Raw genomic sequence first — 15,957 nt, 5'->3', positions numbered from 1 at the left:
GAGTATGGACGTCGTGCTCGAAGACCGCCCGGAGACGGGGCGCATCGGCGTCATCCGTAAGACCAAGGCCTACATCGCCCTCACCAAGCCAAGAGTTATCGAGCTCCTGCTCGTCACTACGGCTCCCGTGATGATCCTCGCAGCGCAGGGCATCCCCAACCTCTGGCTCGTTCTCGGCACACTCATCGGTGGTTCGCTCAGCGCTGGTTCGGCCAACGCGTTCAACTGCTACATCGACCGCGACATCGACAGAGTGATGAACCGCACCAAGAAGCGTCCGTTGGTGACGGGGGAGCTGTCCGACCGCGAAGCCCTCGCCTTCGCCTGGATCACGGGGATCGTCTCGGTTCTCTGGCTCGGCTTCCTCGTGAACTGGCTGGCCGCCGCCCTGTCGCTCGCCGCGATCCTGTTCTACGTCTTCGTCTACACTCTCCTGCTCAAGCGCCGCACCCCCCAGAACATCGTCTGGGGTGGAGCAGCGGGATGCATGCCTGTGCTCATCGGATGGGCGGCCGTAACGGGGTCCCTGAACTGGACCCCCGTGATCCTCTTTGCGATCGTCTTCCTCTGGACCCCGCCGCACTACTGGCCCCTCTCGATGAGGTACCGCGCCGACTACCAGTCCGTGAACGTGCCGATGCTCGCCGTCGTCCGAGGACGCACCGTGGTGGGCCTACAGGTCGTTCTCTACGCGTGGGCGACGGTTGCGTGCTCGCTCCTGCTCATCCCGGTTGCGGGCATGGGCCTCGTCTACTCGGTCGTTGCCGTCGCGAGCGGCGGATGGTTCATCATCGAGTCGCACCGTCTGTACTCGACCGCGATCCGGCACGGCAACGTTCGCCCGATGCGCGTGTTCCACGCCTCGATCACATACTTGACGCTCGTCTTCCTCGCAGTCGGGATCGACCCGCTGCTGCCGTTCTAGCTCACTGCGGCTGGCGCGGAGGCGGGATCGGTCCGGGGCTCGCGCAGGGAGAGCACAACTGCGGTCATGGCGGCGGCCAGGCAGCACGCGAGCACCATGTGGATGCCGACGAGAAGCTCGGGGAGTCCCAGGCGCGCCTGGGTGAGTCCGACAGCGATCTGCACGATCTCGACGACGAGCAGGACGACCGCGAAGCGCAGCATCCGAGCCTGACCAAGTCGCCATGCGCCGATGACAAGCAGAACGGTCGCCCCGAACGTCGCATAAGCGGGCCAGCTGTGGATGTGCTGCAGCAACTCGGGGTTCAGCCCATTGCGTGCAGCTCCACCGTCACCCGCGTGCGGCCCGGAGCCCGTCACGAGAATTCCGACGAGGATCGTCATCGCTGTGAGCACGCCCGTGGCGTACACCAGGGCGGAGAACCACAGGGGCAGAGCGATCCTGTCGCCGCGGGGTCCGACGAACACGCGGAACACGAGAACTGCCGACAGCGAGACGAGCACGACGGAAGCCAGGTAGTGCAGGCCCACCACATACGGGTTGAGGTTGGTCAGCACCGTAATGCCGCCGATGATCGCCTGGATCGGCACGTAGAGGCCGATGAACAGGGACAGAAAGAACAGGTCACGACGCTCGCGACGGATGCGCAGCACCAGTACGAACATGATGATCGCGATCAGAACGAGCACGAAAGTGAGGAGTCGGTTGCCGAACTCGATGATTCCGTGGATGCCCATCTCGGGCGTTGTGACAAACGACTCGTCCGTGCACCGCGGCCAGGTCGGGCATCCCAGCCCTGACCCGGTCAAACGCACGGCTCCGCCCGTGCCCACGATCAGAATCTGGGCGATGAGAGTGGCAATGGCGAACACGCGGATACGCGTGTCGACGGCGCTGGGCAATCGAGCGAACACGGCTTTCACAGCCGAACCTCCTGTTATTTGGTGCTGTGCCCTGTAGAATCATGGGGTTCTATGAACAGCCCAAGCCGGGGAGTCAGCGCAGACGTCGGAGACAACTCCGAGTCCTGGTTCAGTCTAAGCAAGCCCCGGCCGTGCCACTCACGAGCAGCGCACATCGGGCCTGCCGAGTACTGAACCCCAAGCTGCCGTGGAGGGAATGCCGGTACTGCCACCTTGGTTGGCACCGGTGGGAAAGAGGAATACACATGGCTGACGTACTGATTGATCGCCCTGAGTTGGGCAGTCTCGGCCAATACGAATTCGGTTGGTCCGACTCGGACGCCGCTGGCGCCACGGCGCGACGCGGTATCAACGAAGACGTGGTTCGCGACATCTCCGCTCTGAAGAACGAGCCGGAGTCGATGCTGAAGACCCGACTTGCCGGTCTTCGCAACTTCTTCCGCAAACCAATGCCCACGTGGGGAGCTGATCTCTCGGGCATCGACTTCGACAACATCAAGTACTTCGTGCGCTCCACCGAGAAGCAGGCACAGACGTGGGAGGACCTCCCCGAGGACATCCGCAACACGTACGAGAAGCTCGGTATCCCCGAGGCGGAGCGCCAGCGCCTCGTCTCCGGCGTCGCGGCACAGTACGAGTCCGAGGTCGTGTTCCACTCGATCAACGCCGAGCTCGAGGCTCAGGGCGTGATCTTCATGGACACCGATACGGCGCTCAGGGAGCACCCGGAGTTCTTCGAGGAGTACTTCGGCACCGTCATCCCGGCTGGCGACAACAAGTTCGCCGCGCTCAATACCGCGGTGTGGTCCGGAGGCTCCTTCGTGTACGTGCCGAAGGGTGTCCACGTCGAGATTCCTTTGCAGGCCTACTTCCGCATCAACACGGAGAACATGGGCCAGTTCGAGCGCACGCTCATCATCGCCGACGAGGGCTCGTACGTTCACTACATCGAGGGATGCACGGCACCGATCTACAAGTCGGACTCCTTACACTCCGCGGTCGTCGAGATCATCGTGAAGAAGAACGCCCGCGTTCGCTACACGACCATCCAGAACTGGTCCAACAACGTCTACAACCTCGTGACGAAGCGCGCGATCGCGCACGAGGGCGCGACGATGGAGTGGATCGACGGCAACATCGGATCCAAGGTCACGATGAAGTACCCGTCGATCTACCTCGTCGGTGAGCACGCCAAGGGTGAGACGCTCTCCGTCGCCTTTGCTGGCCCCGGCCAGCACCAGGACGCCGGCGCGAAGATGATCCACATGGCGCCCTACACGACCTCCTCGATCGTCTCGAAATCGATCGCTCGCGGTGGCGGCCGCGCTGGATACCGCGGTGAGGTTCGTGTCGACGAGAAGGCACATCACTCGGCCAACACCGTGCGATGCGACGCGCTTCTGGTCGACACGATCTCGCGATCCGACACCTACCCCGCCATCGACATCCGCGTGGATGACGTACAGCTGGGTCACGAAGCGACGGTCTCGCGCGTGAGCGCAGAGCAGTTGTTCTACCTGCAGTCCCGCGGGATGCCGGAGGACGAGGCCATGGCCATGATCGTCCGCGGGTTCATCGAGCCCATCGCCCGCGAGCTCCCGATGGAGTACGCGCTCGAACTCAACAAGCTCATCGAGATGAGCATGGAAGGCTCTGTCGGCTAGATGTCCATCGCTACTACCCAAACCCCCGGCCAGCACGGAGCTACGGCCCACAGTGACGGAGGGTGGGGCGCCGTAGAGGTGCCCGTACAGACCCGCTCCGAGCGCTTCACCTCAACGGACCCCGCTGAGTTCCCGGATGTCACCGGCCTGGAGATCGACTGGAAGCTCACCCCCGTCGCGACGGTCCGAGACTTGATCGACGGCTCGCTCGACGGAGGCGCCTACTCGCTGCAGGAGCAGCCGGAAGGCAGCGGAACCGTCGAGTGGATCGCGATGGACGACGCGCGGATCGGGAGCGCCGGCATCCCCGAGGACAAAGCAGCAGCCAACGCATGGTCGAGCACCGAGCGCGCCCTCGCCGTGGAGATATCGGGGGAGGAGCCGATCGCGATCGGGCTCGACCGCTCGGGCTTCGGTGACGCCGCCCGCGCCGCCCACACGGTCATCACCGCTCGGGAAGGTTCCACGGGCCACGTGGTTCTCCGCAGTTCGGGCCGGGCCACGCTGGCCGAAAACGTCGAGATCGTCGTCGAGCAGGGCGCATCGCTGACCGTCATCAGCCTCCAGGAGTGGGACGACGACAGCCTCCACCTCGCAAGCCACTTCGCACAGGTGGGGCGGGACGCGAAGCTCACGCACATCGTCATCTCCCTGGGCGGCGCTGTGGTCCGGGTCAACCCGTCGGCCCACCTCAGTGGCGAAGGCTCGAATGGCGAGCTCTACGGCCTGTACTTCGCTGACGCCGGGCAGCACCTCGAGCAGCGCGTCTACCTGCACCACGAGGCCGCGCACACCGTCGGGCGCGTCAACTACAAGGGCGCGCTCCAGGGCGAGGGCGCTCGCACGGTCTGGGTGGGCGACGTCCTCATCGGTCCGGATGCCACGGGCACCGACTCCTACGAGCAGAACCGCAACCTCGTCCTCACCGGCGGGACCCGGGCCGACAGCATCCCGAACCTCGAGATCGAGACGGGTGACATTCTCGGAGCCGGGCACGCGAGCGCCACGGGACGCTTCGACGACGAGCAGCTGTTCTACCTGCAGTCGCGCGGCATCACCGAGCCGGAGGCTCGCCGCCTCGTGGTGATCGGCTTCCTCAACGAGATCGTGCAGAAGGTCGGCGACCCCGCTCTCGAGGAGTACCTCACGGGGCGCATCATCGCGGAGCTCGGGGGCGCAGCATGACCGCGGAACGCGTGTGCACGACGGCAGAGCTCGAGGTCAACAAGCCGTTCAAGGTCGTGCTCGACGGCACGGCAATCGTGATCGTCAAGGACTCTGCCGGTGACATCCACGCCATCGGCGACACGTGCACGCACGGGGACATCTCGCTCTCCGAGGGCTTCGTCGAGGACGACTCGATCGAGTGCTGGGCGCACGGCTCGGCGTTCTCGCTCAAGACCGGCAAGCCATCCAACCTTCCCGCCTACGAGCCCGTGCCGGTGTTCGTGGTGAACGTCGACGCCGATGGCGTCGTCTCCATCGACCCGCACGAGATCGTGTCCGTCTGAGCCCCGGCCAGACCACAGACCCACAGAAACGAAAAGACATGTCAGTACTGGAAATCAAAGACCTCCACGTCAGCGTCGAGACCGATCAGGGCACGCGCCAGATCCTCAAGGGCGTCGACCTGACCCTCCGACAGGGGGAGATCCACGCGATCATGGGGCCCAACGGCTCCGGCAAGTCGACCCTCGCCTACTCGATCGCGGGACACCCGAAGTACACCGTGGAGAGCGGCTCCGTGCTCCTCGACGGTGCGGAGGTGCTGGAGATGAGTGTCGACGAGCGTGCCCGTGCAGGTATCTTCCTTGCCATGCAGTACCCCGTGGAGATCCCGGGCGTGCGCATGACCGACTTCCTGCGCACCGCGAAGACCGCCCTTGACGGCGAAGCTCCCGCGATCCGCACCTGGGTCAAAGAGGTAAACCAGGCGATGGAGTCCCTCCGAATGGACAAGTCCTTCGGTGAGCGGAACGTCAACGAGGGCTTCTCGGGTGGAGAGAAGAAGCGCCACGAGATCCTCCAGCTCGAGCTGCTCAAGCCGAAGTTCGCCGTGCTTGACGAGACGGACTCCGGTCTCGACGTCGACGCTCTCAAGATCGTGTCAGAGGGCGTGAACCGTGCACACGAGGCCAATGACCTCGGTGTCCTGCTCATTACGCACTACACACGCATCCTCCGCTACATCAAGCCCGACTTCGTGCACGTCTTCGTCGACGGACGCGTCGCTGAAGAGGGTGGCCCGGAGCTCGCCGAGCGTCTCGAGGAGGAAGGCTACGATCGCTTTCTCCAGGGCACGGGCGTAGCGTAGGTCCATGGCAACCGCACTCGCACCGGCCCTCTTCGACCAGGTCGAAGAGGCGCTGAAGGACGTCGTTGACCCCGAGCTCGGCGTCAACATCGTCGACCTGGGACTCATCTACGACCTCAGCTGGGATGACGAGAACGATGCGCTCATCATCAGCATGACGCTCACGTCGGCTGGATGCCCCCTCACGGACGTCATCGAGGAGCAGACCGCGCAGTCGCTGGACGGCATCGTCGACGCATTCCGCATCAACTGGGTCTGGATGCCGCCGTGGGGGCCGGACAAGATCACCGACGACGGTCGCGAGATGATGCGCGCCCTCGGCTTCTCGATCTAGCGTTCCTCCACCGTCCGGATCATCCGGACGGTGTGCCCCGCGTCCCACCGTAGACTGTGTGGCTGACCCCCCGTTTTTCGCGTCCTACGAACGCGCCCAGAGAACTGGATCTCCGCTGTGCTTTCTGTACAGGACCTAGAGTTGCGCGTTGGCGCACGCCTCCTCATGGAGAACGTGAGCTTCCGTGTGACCCAGGGCGACAAGATCGGTCTCGTCGGGCGCAATGGCGCCGGCAAGACGACGCTGACCAAGGTACTCGCGGGGGAACTCCCGGCCACTGCCGGATCGGTCACGAGTAGCGGCGCTGTCGGGTATCTTCCTCAAGACCCGCGATCGGGAGACCCCGAGGAACTCGCGCGCACTCGCATCCTGAACGCCCGAGGCCTGGGTGACCTGGTCCAGGGTATGCAGGAGGCGTCGATGGGCATGGCCGACGACGATCCGGCGAAGAGTGCTGCCGCGATGAAGAGGTACGAGCGGCTCACGGACCGGTTCGAGGCACTCGGCGGTTACGCGGCCGAGGCCGAGGCGGCATCCATCGCCAGCAACCTGAGCCTTCCCGACCGAATCCTCGATCAGCCCCTCAAGACGCTCTCCGGCGGACAGCGACGACGCATCGAGCTCGCTCGCATCCTCTTTTCCGATGCCGAGGTCATGATCCTCGACGAGCCCACCAACCACCTCGATGCAGACTCGGTCGTGTGGCTGCGGGAGTTCCTGAAGACGTACCAGGGCGGGTTCATCGTGATCTCCCACGATGTCGAACTTGTGGGGGAGACCGTCAACAAGGTCTTCTACCTCGATGCCAATCGCCAGTGCATCGACATCTACAACATGGGCTGGAAGCACTACCTGAGGCAGCGCGAGGCCGACGAGGAGCGCCGCAAGAAGGAACGCGTCAACGTCGAGAAGAAGGCGACGCAGCTGCAGCTCCAGGCTGCCCGCTTCGGCGCAAAGGCCTCAAAGGCCGCCGCCGCGCACCAGATGGTTGCTCGCGCCGAGAAGATGCTCTCCGGACTCGACGAGGTTCGCGCCGTGGACCGCGTGGCGAAGCTGCGCTTCCCCGACCCGGTCGCGTGCGGACGCACCCCGCTCATGGGACACAACCTCTCGCGTAGCTACGGCTCACTCGAGATCTTCACCGCGGTTGACCTCGCGATCGACCGCGGGTCCAAGGTCGTCGTGCTCGGCCTGAACGGCGCGGGCAAGACCACGCTCCTGCGTATTCTCGCCGGCGTCGACAAGCCAGACACGGGCTCCATCGAAGGTGGCCACGGCCTGCGGATCGGCTACTACGCCCAGGAGCACGAGACGATCGACGTCAAGCGTTCCGTGCTCGAGAACATGGTCTCGGCGAGCCCGAACATCACCGAGACGGAGGCCCGCCGGGTGCTCGGCTCGTTCCTGTTCACGGGGGATGACACCTCCAAGCCCGCGGGAGTTCTGAGCGGTGGCGAGAAGACCCGCCTCGCCCTCGCCATGATCGTGGTCAGCGGAGCGAACGTGCTCCTGCTGGACGAGCCGACCAACAACCTCGACCCCGCGAGCCGCGAGGAGATCCTCGGCGCTCTCGCGAGCTACACGGGAGCGGTCGTACTGGTGAGCCACGACGAGGGCGCTGTGGAGGCGCTCAACCCCGAGCGTGTGCTGATCCTGCCCGACGGCGTCGAGGACCACTGGAACAAGGACTACGCGGACCTGATCAGCCTGGCGTGATCGGGTCACCCTCGCTCAGCGATCGAGGAGTGCGTCCTCGACGTCCGCATCGCTCGGAGATCGTTTGGCCGCCTTCGCGCGGCGCTTCTCCGCCCGCGCCATTTCGTCCGGGTCATCCTCGTTGCGAGCCCTGTACTCCTGCCGCACGGCCCATGCAAGCGCGATGAAGGCCATGACGCCGAAGACGAGCCACTGGAAGGCGTACGAGAGGTGCGGCCCCTCATCCGGTTCGGGTCGTACGGTGGCCGCTGGCCTCGTCTCGGCGGGAAGCGGATCCTCCTGCGCGAGAACTCCATAGGCACCTGTGTAGGTGGGTCGATCGACAAGCTGCTCCACTTGGCCCAGATTGATCGTGGCGAGTTGACCCTCCGGCGCCGAGCGGCCGGCGAGCACGGGTTCGCTGGGCTTGAGCCGTGCCGTGACCGTTACCCGACCCTCGGGCGGCGCGGGAACGGCATCGGGAGCGTCTTGTTCGTTGCCAGTGGGTACCCAGCCACGGTCCACCACGAAGACGCTGCCGTCATCGAGGAGGAAGGGTACGAGAACGGCGAATCCCGCAGCGCCGTTCATCGGACGCCCGCGAACCAGCAGTTGCTCGTCGGTGAGGTAGGTGCCCGACACGGTCACAGGCAGCCACTGCTCCGTGGCATCGAACTCATCCAACTCGGGAAGGGCGCGATCGATCGACACCGGCTGTGCGTCCCAGTTGCGCTCGACGACCTCGATGGCGGCACGTGCCTCGTCCCGCCGCGCGAGTTGCCACATCGAAAGGAATACGCAGGCGACAGCGAAGATCACGACGAGCGCGAGGTATCCGAGCCAGCGTCGGGACAGTGCGAACCGCCACCCCGTGCTCACTGGCCGGCCCCGTCGGGAACTCGATCAACGATTTCGCCCAACGGCACCACCGTGACGGGGAACCCTCGTGTCGCGAGGTAGTCGCGCAGGTACTCGCGGTGCTCGTCACAGGCGAGCCAGGTCTTCACGCGGTCGGCCGAGTGGATACGCGGATTACGCCACGCCACCGTCCACAGCGCGTCGGAACGACATCCCGCACGCGAGCAACGCGTGGTCTCCAGCGAATCGATCATCCGTACTACGCGCCCGGCTCCCGGTAGGGGAGAATCTGCCCGGGACGCTCGACCGAGGCGCCCGGTCCGGCCATTCGAGCATTCGCCACAACGACGGCGACGTAGGGCAGAACCACTGCGCCGATGACAGGCAGGACCAGCCACCATCCGTGCACGAAGAAGCACAGGATGACGCACACGAACCGGATCCCCATCGCGATGGAGTAGTTCAGGAAGCGCCGATTGCGTTCCTCCTCCGGCGACTCGGGAAGGCTCGTGATGGACTGAAGCTCCTCCATGACGTGCCTTCCTCTGACCCAGCGACTGTGTGCGCTGGCACAAGCCTACGTCGCCTCGCCTGACTAATAGGCTGGTGCGCATGACTGAGCCCAGAACTGTTCTTATCACCGGCGGCAACAGAGGGATCGGGCGGGCCATCGCCGAGGAGTTCGTCGCCCAGGGCCACCGAGTAGCCGTCACCGCCCGGTCCGGCCAGGGCCCGGAGGGCACTCTCACGGTCATCGCCGACGTGACGGATGCCGCTAGCATCGACGCTGCCTTCACCGAGGTCGAGAACGCCCTGGGGCCCGTGGAGGTCGTGGTCGCCAACGCCGGAATCACCCGTGACACGCTTCTCCTCCGGATGAGCGACGAGGACTTCACCGAGGTGATCGACACCAACCTCACCGGATCGTTCCGCGTGGTCAAGCGGGCGTCGAAGGGCATGCTGAAGGCGCGGTTCGGCCGTGTCATCCTCGTCTCGAGTGTCGTGGGCCTCCTCGGCTCCGCTGGGCAGATCAACTACGCGGCCTCCAAGAGCGGGCTCATCGGAATCGCCCGTTCACTGACGCGAGAGCTCGGGTCTCGCGGGATCACGGCGAACGTCGTTGCCCCGGGGTTCATCGAGACCGATATGACCGCCGAACTCCCTGCGGAGCAACAGGAGGCCTACCTCGCGCAGATCCCCGCGAAGCGCTTCGCCAGTCCGACGGAGGTCGCCAGGGTCATCACGTGGCTCGCGAGCGACGACGCGGGCTACATCTCCGGTGCCGTCATCCCGGTCGACGGCGGCCTCGGGATGGGTCACTAGGCACTCAGCCCGGGGGAGTCAGCCGCGCAGCCCCAGGAGCGGCAGCACCTGGCTCAGGTCCCGGTCATCGATCAGCACACCAGCAAGATCACGCACCGGTGCCTTGGCGTCGAAGCCGATCGCGAGACCCGCGATGGCCATCATCGTGAGGTCGTTGGCACCATCGCCGACCGCCACGGTGTTGGACAGGGGGATGGATGACTCGGCCGCCCACTCGCGAAGAGTGGTGGCTTTCGCCTCGGCGTCAATGATGGGCCCCGTCAACCCGCCGGTGAGGACGCCATCGACGACCTGCAGGCGGTTCGCCCTCCAATAGTCGAGCCCGAGCTCATCGGCGATCGGATCGAGTATCTCGTGGAATCCGCCGGAGACGACTCCGACTCGACCCCCGGCGCCCCGCACCCCATCGATGAGCTCTGGAACCCCGCGAGTGACGGTGACGTGGGTGCCGACCTCGGCGAACACCGACTCCTTCAGCCCAGCGAGAGTGTGGACGCGCGCGCGGAGACTCTCCTCGAAGTCGAGTTCCCCGTTCATCGCCTTGAAGGTGATGTCCTCCACCTCAGACAACGAGCCGGCCTCCGCGGCCAGGAGCTCGATGACCTCGTTCTCGATGAGCGTGGAGTCGACGTCGAGCACGACGAGGAATCGGGGCATGGTGGAACGCCTTCGGGTGGAGTACGGACGGATTAGGAGACGACGACGCCCTTGCCGACGACGGTGATCCCCGTCTCGGTCACGGTGAAGCCGCGTGCACGGTCGGCGTCATGGTCGACCCCGACCGACGCTCCGGCCTCCACCACGACGTCCTTGTCGAGGATGGCCTTGCGGACTACCGCATTGGGCATGATCTTCACGCGCTCGAACACCACGGAGTCAGCGACGAGCGCGCCCGACTCCACGGTCACCCACGGACCGAGCACGCTCCGCTCGATGTGCGCACCGGAGAGCACCGACCCGAGGGAGATGATCGAGTCGATCATCGTGCCGAGGTCACCGCGGGCATCCCGGACGAACTTCGCGGGCGGCGAGTTGAGCTGCTGGCTGAAGATCGGCCACTCGCGGTTGTAGAGGTTGAAGACGGGCAGCGCCGAGATGAGGTCCTGGTGGGCGTCGAAGAACGACTCGATGGTTCCCACATCGCGCCAGTAGAAGCGGTCGCGGTCTGTGGCGCCGGGCACGTGGTTGCGGTTGAGGTCGTAGACCCCGGCGAGTCCGCGCGAGACGAAGTCGGGCACGATGTCGCCACCCATGTCGTGGTTGGAGTCGCTCCGCTCACCATCGCGGATGACGGCGTCGATGAGGACGTCAGCGTCGAAGACGTAGTTGCCCATCGAGGCCAGCACTTCGTCAGGGGAGTCGAGAAGACCGATCGGCTTCTCCGGCTTCTCGTGGAAGGCCGCGATGCGCGTCTGGTCGGAGGCCTCCACCTCGATCACGCCGAACTGGTTCGCCAGCGCGATCGGCTGGCGGATCGCCGCAACGGTGAGTCCCAGTCCCGACTCGATGTGTGCATCGATCATCTGGCTGAAGTCCATGCGGTACACGTGGTCGGCACCGACCACAACGACGATGTCAGGCTTCTCGTCCCTGAGCAGGTTGAGGCTCTGGAGGATGGCATCCGCGGAGCCACTGAACCAGCGCTTGCCGAGTCTCTGCTGTGCAGGCACGGATGCCACGTAGGCGTTCAGCAGCCCGGAGAGTCGCCAGGTCTGGGAGACGTGGCGGTCGAGGCTGTGCGACTTGTACTGCGTGAGCACGACGATCTGGCGCAGCCCAGAGTTGATGAGGTTGGAGAGGGCGAAATCGATGAGGCGGTAGCCCCCACCGAACGGAACGGCGGGCTTGGCCCGATCTCCTGTCAACGGCATCAGCCGCTTTCCTTCACCACCGGCGAGAACGATGCCGAATATCTTTGGGGCGACCATGGCACAAGACTAGGTCACGGACGAGGTCACGACGATAGCGACGTGGGGTAGCGTCAAGATATGCGAGTCGATGTCGTCACACGTGAGTATCCACCGGAGGTCTACGGGGGTGCCGGAGTCCACGTGGCGGAACTCGTCAGGGCGCTGAGGGGCCAGCTCGACGTGCAGGTGCGCTGTTTCGGGATGCCTCGTTCCGAGCCCGACGTGCACTCCTACCTCGTGCCGCAGAACCTCGTGGGAGCCAATCCCGCCCTCGCCACTCTCGGCGTCGACCTCTCCATCGCCCAGGATGTCGCGGGCGCCGACCTCGTCCATTCGCACACCTGGTACGCCAATGCTGCCGGTCACCTGGCGAGCATGCTGCACGGCATCCCACACGTCGTCACGGCCCACAGCCTCGAGCCGCTGCGCCCGTGGAAGGCGGAACAGCTCGGCGGCGGCTACCGGGTGTCGAGCTGGATCGAGAAGGACGCGTTCGAGAACGCCGCCGCCGTCATCGCCGTGAGTGCGGGGATGCGACGTGACATCCTGCGCTCCTATCCGTCACTCGACGAGGAGAAGGTCGTCGTGATCCACAACGGCATCGACCCGGTGCACTGGAAGCCAGTCGATGACCCAGAGCTCGTTCGCTCGTTCGGTATCGACCCCGAGCGACCGTCGATCGTCTTCGTGGGGCGGATCACCCGCCAGAAGGGCCTCCCGTACCTCCTCAAGGCGGCTCGCCTGCTGCCACCGGAGGTGCAGCTCATCCTCTGCGCTGGCGCCCCGGACACCCCCGAGATCCTGGCGGAGGTCCAGGCCGGTGTCGCTGCTCTCCAGGAGGAGCGCACCGGCGTCGTGTGGATCGAACAGCTCCTCAGTCACTCCGAGCTCTCCGCCGTGCTCTCACAGGCGACCACGTTCGTGTGTCCCTCGGTGTACGAACCGCTCGGCATCGTCAACCTCGAGGCCATGGCCTGCGGAATTCCGGTCGTCGGTACCGCCACGGGCGGCATCCCCGAGGTCATCGATGATGGGGTCACCGGTCGGCTCGTGCCGATCGACCAGCTCGAGGATGGCACGGGCACTCCGCGCGATCCCGACCGGTTCGTCGCCGACCTGGCCGCGGCACTCACCGAGGTCGTCAGTGATCCCGAAGCGGCCCAACGAATGGGCGCGGCAGGCAGAGCGCGTGCGGAGCGCGAGTTCAGCTGGACGACAATAGCCGAACGAACCATCGACATCTACCGCAGCCTCACGGGGAGCGGCACCGGCACACCGTAGGCTGGGAATCACCATGACCAGCGTTCTTGATTTCACCGACGTCTCTGTTGTTCGCGATAGCAATCGGATTCTCTCCGGCCTGACGTGGGAGGTCGACGAGTCCGAACGCTGGGTCATTCTTGGCCCGAATGGGGCGGGCAAGACAACCCTGCTGCAGCTCGCCGCCGCCCAGATCCATCCGAGCTCGGGGTCAGTCACCGTGCTCGACGACACGCTCGGCCGCACCGATGTGTTCGAGTTACGGCCGCGTGTCGGTTTCGCGTCGAGCGCCATGGCACGACGGATGCCACGCGACGAGCGTGTCATCGACGTCGTGCTCACAGCAGCCCTCGCCGTGACGGGCCGCTGGAACGAGGAGTACGAGGACGTCGACGTCCGGAGGGCCCAGCGCGTGCTCGCCGAATGGAAGCTCGACCATCTGGCCGATCGACGGTTCGGAGACCTGAGCGACGGGGAGCAGAAGCGCGTCCAGATCGCCAGGGCGATCATGACGGACCCTGAGCTCCTGCTTCTCGACGAGCCAGCCGCAAGTCTCGACCTCGGCTCCCGCGAGGAACTCGTCACTCTGCTCGGGGGCTTCGCGAGCACCGAGGCCGCGCCGGCCATTGTCATGGTCACCCACCACGTCGAGGAGATTCCGCCAGGATTCACCCATGCGTTGCTGCTGGCCGGGGGAGAGATCCAGGCAGTCGGAACACTCGACGAGGTCGTGACATCCGAGAATCTGAGCTCCGCGTTCGGCCTGCCGCTGTCCGTCACCAAGGATGGCGCGCGATTCGTCGCCCGCGCCGCGTAAGTTGGCGTTCCCTCCCAAGCCTGCGCCCTTCTGCTAAGCTAAGGGGTCGGCCCGCGGCTATACCAGCGCGCCTCACAGACTTTTCACACACCACAGTCATCCACTCATACAGGGAAACACCATGAAGACCGATATTCACCCGGAGTACAACGCCGTCGTTTTCCGCGACCTGGCATCCGGCGCAACCTTCCTGACCCGCTCGACCGTGGGCAGCGACAAGACGATCGAGTGGGAAGACGGCAACACGTACCCCGTCATCGACGTCGAGATCTCGTCGGAGTCGCACCCGTTCTACACGGGCAAGCAGCGCATCATGGACTCCGCCGGCCGCGTCGAGAAGTTCAACACGCGCTACAAGGCATTCGGCGCAGCGCCCGAATCCAAGTAGTACCGCTACAGCGTCGAGAAGGGGCGACTCGGACTTCGGTCCGGTCGCCCCTTTCTCATGCTCGTTCCTGTGTCGAGAACAGGCTCTTGTCGCTAGAAGAGCGCGGAGCGCCGCTTCTCCCACAGCGGGAGCACGGTGTCCCTCGTGAGCGGTGCCAGCTCGATGCCCGGGCTCTCGAGGGTCTCGAGCCACACGAGCTCCTCGATCTCCGACGAGGGCGCGACGACGCCGTCGGTGACGAGAGCGAACACCTCGGCGCGAATAACAGTGTTGGGCTCGTTGGCAGCCTCCGCGCGGAAACTGCCGAGATACTCGGTAGCGTCGGGATCGAGCTGAAGACCGATCTCCTCGAGAAGCTCACGAGTGAGCGCGGCCAGCGCGCTCTCGCCGGGTTCGATCTTGCCGCCGGCCTGCATGAACGCCGTGGTACCCCGCTTGCGCACGACAAGAGTGCGACCACTCGCATCGGTGATGATGCCGGCCGCGACGCGGAGCACCGTTGGTCGACGTGGCGTGACGCGGGGGAGTGTCTCCGCAGTGTCGGCCGTGTCAGGCGCGGTTGAGGGAACGACCTCGAGCACGAGCGGCTCCGCATGGCGCGGATGCGCCACGGGGGCCGCTTCGATCTCCTCGAGCGGCTGCCGCGGATACGCTGGCGGACTCTGCGGCGGCGGGGCAGTCGCGTACGCCGAAGCGCGGGGCCGGGCGAAAGCCTCGAGTGAGAGCGTTCCCGTCGTGTAGATGTCGATCTCGGGGACCGTGAGACTGGGACGGGGACGGGGAGCGGGAATCGGCTGGGTGTCCTCGAAGGAGACCGCATACTCCGTCGTTCTCACCGGCCACTCGCTGTTCGCGACGAACTGGGAATCGCCCTTCGTGGTGCGCACATAGTCCTGGAAACGCTCGGCCTGCTCGCGGTACCAGCCGCGCTGGAGCTCGTGGAGGTCACGGGCATCCAGAGCCAGTTCCTCCGGATACGCGCGCGCGAGGGCCTGGGCCACGAGCCCAGCCGCGATGGCATCCGAGCCCGCGTCGTGGGCATCAGACAGGTCGACGCCATACCGGTCTGCCGTGACCTCGAGTGTGCGCTTGCCCTTGCGGTAGCGGTCGACGGCCTTGTCCATGACGAGCGGGTCAATCACCGGCTTCAGGTCGTCGAGCACCGGGACCCCGTGCCTGCGGCACTCACGGTCGAGGAGGCTGAGGTCGTACGGTGCGTTGTAGACGACCACGGGCATGCCCAGTCCGAAGCTCACACGCAAAGCCTGGGCTATCTCGGCCACGACGGTGGCGGCCGGTCTGCCCTCCGCACGAGCCCGCTCCGTAGTGATGCCGTGCACGCGCGAGGCGCCCTCTGGGATGTCGACTCCGGGGTCGGCAAGCCAGTCCCACCGGGCGACAACATCGCCATCGGCGTCCAGGACGGCAACGCACGCGGAGACGATACGGCTGGTGTCGACATCGACTCCTGTGGTCTCGAGGTCGAAGGCCACGATTCTGCCCCACGAGTTCATGTGGACAGGGTATGACTCGGGTACGACACCGC

The 15,957-nt window shown here is 65.4% G+C and carries 18 protein-coding genes; 11 read left to right on the top strand and 7 right to left on the bottom strand.

All coding sequences use genetic code 11. From position 1 onward, the window contains the following. Nucleotides 1–4 precede the first annotated feature (4 nt). The gene (locus HDC94_RS09360) at nucleotides 5–925 is read left to right on the top strand and encodes a heme o synthase (protein WP_179496932.1); all 921 of its coding nucleotides are present in this window, start codon (nucleotides 5–7) and stop codon (nucleotides 923–925) included. Here the strand turns inward: HDC94_RS09360 and HDC94_RS09355 are convergent. After that, nucleotides 922–1,848, bottom strand: a complete 927-nt coding sequence (locus HDC94_RS09355; RefSeq protein ID WP_179496929.1) for a heme A synthase — start codon at nucleotides 1,846–1,848, stop codon at nucleotides 922–924. The two genes, HDC94_RS09360 and HDC94_RS09355, sit on opposite strands and share 4 nt — an antisense overlap. A 245-nt stretch (nucleotides 1,849–2,093) precedes the next feature. Here HDC94_RS09355 and sufB point away from each other — a divergent pair, with 245 nt between their 5' ends. The 6 genes from sufB (at nucleotide 2,094) to HDC94_RS09325 (ending at nucleotide 7,876) form a co-directional block, all read left to right on the top strand. Next, complete coding sequence (gene sufB, locus HDC94_RS09350; RefSeq protein ID WP_179496927.1) at nucleotides 2,094–3,512, top strand: Fe-S cluster assembly protein SufB; 1,419 nt, start codon at nucleotides 2,094–2,096, stop codon at nucleotides 3,510–3,512. Next, nucleotides 3,513–4,697, top strand: a complete 1,185-nt coding sequence (sufD, locus tag HDC94_RS09345) for a Fe-S cluster assembly protein SufD (protein WP_179496925.1) — start codon at nucleotides 3,513–3,515, stop codon at nucleotides 4,695–4,697. It begins immediately after the preceding gene. Beyond that, entirely contained in the window at nucleotides 4,694–5,023 is a 330-nt protein-coding gene (locus HDC94_RS09340; RefSeq protein WP_179496923.1) for a non-heme iron oxygenase ferredoxin subunit, read from the top strand. The genes sufD and HDC94_RS09340 overlap by 4 nt, the downstream gene beginning before the upstream one ends. A 38-nt stretch (nucleotides 5,024–5,061) precedes the next feature. Further along, nucleotides 5,062–5,826 (top strand): Fe-S cluster assembly ATPase SufC, encoded by a 765-nt coding sequence (gene sufC / locus HDC94_RS09335; RefSeq protein ID WP_179496921.1) that lies wholly within the window; start codon nucleotides 5,062–5,064, stop codon nucleotides 5,824–5,826. A gap of 4 nt (nucleotides 5,827–5,830) precedes the next feature. Continuing rightward, complete coding sequence (locus HDC94_RS09330) at nucleotides 5,831–6,160, top strand: metal-sulfur cluster assembly factor (protein WP_179496919.1); 330 nt, start codon at nucleotides 5,831–5,833, stop codon at nucleotides 6,158–6,160. A gap of 117 nt (nucleotides 6,161–6,277) precedes the next feature. Continuing rightward, nucleotides 6,278–7,876, top strand: coding sequence for an ABC-F family ATP-binding cassette domain-containing protein (locus HDC94_RS09325; RefSeq protein ID WP_179496917.1), 1,599 nt, complete (start codon nucleotides 6,278–6,280; stop codon nucleotides 7,874–7,876). 15 nt (nucleotides 7,877–7,891) lie between these two features. On the opposite strand, the gene HDC94_RS09320 is transcribed toward HDC94_RS09325, so the two are convergent. Genes HDC94_RS09320 through HDC94_RS09310 form a run of 3 tightly spaced genes read right to left on the bottom strand, consistent with a single transcriptional unit; the run spans nucleotide 7,892 to nucleotide 9,245 of the window. Next, nucleotides 7,892–8,734 (bottom strand): SURF1 family protein, encoded by an 843-nt coding sequence (locus HDC94_RS09320; RefSeq protein WP_308495688.1) that lies wholly within the window; start codon nucleotides 8,732–8,734, stop codon nucleotides 7,892–7,894. Beyond that, nucleotides 8,731–8,967 carry a hypothetical protein gene (locus tag HDC94_RS09315; RefSeq protein WP_179496915.1) on the bottom strand — a complete coding sequence of 79 codons (237 nt, stop codon included), beginning with the start codon at nucleotides 8,965–8,967 and terminating at the stop codon, nucleotides 8,731–8,733. Before HDC94_RS09315 ends, HDC94_RS09320 begins: the two co-directional genes overlap by 4 nt. Nucleotides 8,968–8,972: 5 nt before the next feature. Continuing rightward, the gene (locus tag HDC94_RS09310) at nucleotides 8,973–9,245 is read right to left on the bottom strand and encodes a DUF3099 domain-containing protein (RefSeq protein WP_179496913.1); all 273 of its coding nucleotides are present in this window, start codon (nucleotides 9,243–9,245) and stop codon (nucleotides 8,973–8,975) included. An 80-nt stretch (nucleotides 9,246–9,325) separates the two neighbouring features. On the opposite strand from HDC94_RS09310, the gene HDC94_RS09305 reads away from it, so the two are divergent. Next, on the top strand, nucleotides 9,326–10,036 hold the full coding sequence (locus HDC94_RS09305) for a beta-ketoacyl-ACP reductase (RefSeq protein ID WP_179496911.1): 711 nt from the start codon (nucleotides 9,326–9,328) through the stop codon (nucleotides 10,034–10,036). A gap of 18 nt (nucleotides 10,037–10,054) precedes the next feature. Here the strand turns inward: HDC94_RS09305 and serB are convergent, their stop codons facing one another. Then, complete coding sequence (serB, locus tag HDC94_RS09300) at nucleotides 10,055–10,693, bottom strand: phosphoserine phosphatase SerB (RefSeq protein WP_179496909.1); 639 nt, start codon at nucleotides 10,691–10,693, stop codon at nucleotides 10,055–10,057. A 32-nt stretch (nucleotides 10,694–10,725) separates the two neighbouring features. Then, nucleotides 10,726–11,964, bottom strand: coding sequence for a glucose-1-phosphate adenylyltransferase (locus HDC94_RS09295; RefSeq protein WP_179496907.1), 1,239 nt, complete (start codon nucleotides 11,962–11,964; stop codon nucleotides 10,726–10,728). Between the two features lie 60 nt (nucleotides 11,965–12,024). On the opposite strand from HDC94_RS09295, the gene glgA reads away from it, so the two are divergent. The 3 genes from glgA (at nucleotide 12,025) to HDC94_RS09280 (ending at nucleotide 14,411) form a co-directional block, all read left to right on the top strand. Further along, the gene (gene glgA / locus HDC94_RS09290; protein ID WP_179496905.1) at nucleotides 12,025–13,227 is read left to right on the top strand and encodes a glycogen synthase; all 1,203 of its coding nucleotides are present in this window, start codon (nucleotides 12,025–12,027) and stop codon (nucleotides 13,225–13,227) included. Between the two features lie 13 nt (nucleotides 13,228–13,240). Continuing rightward, entirely contained in the window at nucleotides 13,241–14,023 is a 783-nt protein-coding gene (locus tag HDC94_RS09285; protein WP_179496903.1) for an ABC transporter ATP-binding protein, read from the top strand. 121 nt (nucleotides 14,024–14,144) lie between these two features. Continuing rightward, nucleotides 14,145–14,411 carry a type B 50S ribosomal protein L31 gene (locus HDC94_RS09280; RefSeq protein ID WP_179496901.1) on the top strand — a complete coding sequence of 89 codons (267 nt, stop codon included), beginning with the start codon at nucleotides 14,145–14,147 and terminating at the stop codon, nucleotides 14,409–14,411. A 92-nt stretch (nucleotides 14,412–14,503) separates the two neighbouring features. Here the strand turns inward: HDC94_RS09280 and HDC94_RS14785 are convergent, their stop codons facing one another. Then, entirely contained in the window at nucleotides 14,504–15,925 is a 1,422-nt protein-coding gene (locus HDC94_RS14785; protein WP_179496899.1) for an exonuclease domain-containing protein, read from the bottom strand. Nucleotides 15,926–15,957 lie beyond the last annotated feature (32 nt).

This window comes from Leifsonia sp. AK011, assembly GCF_013410945.1.
GTDB lineage: Bacteria > Actinomycetota > Actinomycetes > Actinomycetales > Microbacteriaceae > Rhodoglobus.
The sequence above is the reverse complement of the archived record's forward strand: the minus strand, read 5'-3'. Positions and strand labels throughout refer to the sequence as shown.

Bases quoted from the DNA above. Each gene is read 5' to 3' on its own strand.
- HDC94_RS09360 (WP_179496932.1), top strand. From the start codon at position 5: ATGGACGTCGTGCTCGAAGACCGCCCGGAGACGGGGCGCATCGGCGTC.
- sufB (WP_179496927.1), top strand. From the start codon at position 2,094: ATGGCTGACGTACTGATTGATCGCCCTGAGTTGGGCAGTCTCGGCCAA.
- sufD (WP_179496925.1), top strand. From the start codon at position 3,513: ATGTCCATCGCTACTACCCAAACCCCCGGCCAGCACGGAGCTACGGCC.
- HDC94_RS09340 (WP_179496923.1), top strand. From the start codon at position 4,694: ATGACCGCGGAACGCGTGTGCACGACGGCAGAGCTCGAGGTCAACAAG.
- sufC (WP_179496921.1), top strand. From the start codon at position 5,062: ATGTCAGTACTGGAAATCAAAGACCTCCACGTCAGCGTCGAGACCGAT.
- HDC94_RS09330 (WP_179496919.1), top strand. From the start codon at position 5,831: ATGGCAACCGCACTCGCACCGGCCCTCTTCGACCAGGTCGAAGAGGCG.
- HDC94_RS09315 (WP_179496915.1), bottom strand. From the start codon at position 8,967: ATGATCGATTCGCTGGAGACCACGCGTTGCTCGCGTGCGGGATGTCGT.
- HDC94_RS09310 (WP_179496913.1), bottom strand. From the start codon at position 9,245: ATGGAGGAGCTTCAGTCCATCACGAGCCTTCCCGAGTCGCCGGAGGAG.
- HDC94_RS09305 (WP_179496911.1), top strand. From the start codon at position 9,326: ATGACTGAGCCCAGAACTGTTCTTATCACCGGCGGCAACAGAGGGATC.
- serB (WP_179496909.1), bottom strand. From the start codon at position 10,693: ATGCCCCGATTCCTCGTCGTGCTCGACGTCGACTCCACGCTCATCGAG.
- HDC94_RS09295 (WP_179496907.1), bottom strand. From the start codon at position 11,964: ATGGTCGCCCCAAAGATATTCGGCATCGTTCTCGCCGGTGGTGAAGGA.
- glgA (WP_179496905.1), top strand. From the start codon at position 12,025: ATGCGAGTCGATGTCGTCACACGTGAGTATCCACCGGAGGTCTACGGG.
- HDC94_RS09285 (WP_179496903.1), top strand. From the start codon at position 13,241: ATGACCAGCGTTCTTGATTTCACCGACGTCTCTGTTGTTCGCGATAGC.
- HDC94_RS09280 (WP_179496901.1), top strand. From the start codon at position 14,145: ATGAAGACCGATATTCACCCGGAGTACAACGCCGTCGTTTTCCGCGAC.
- HDC94_RS14785 (WP_179496899.1), bottom strand. From the start codon at position 15,925: ATGAACTCGTGGGGCAGAATCGTGGCCTTCGACCTCGAGACCACAGGA.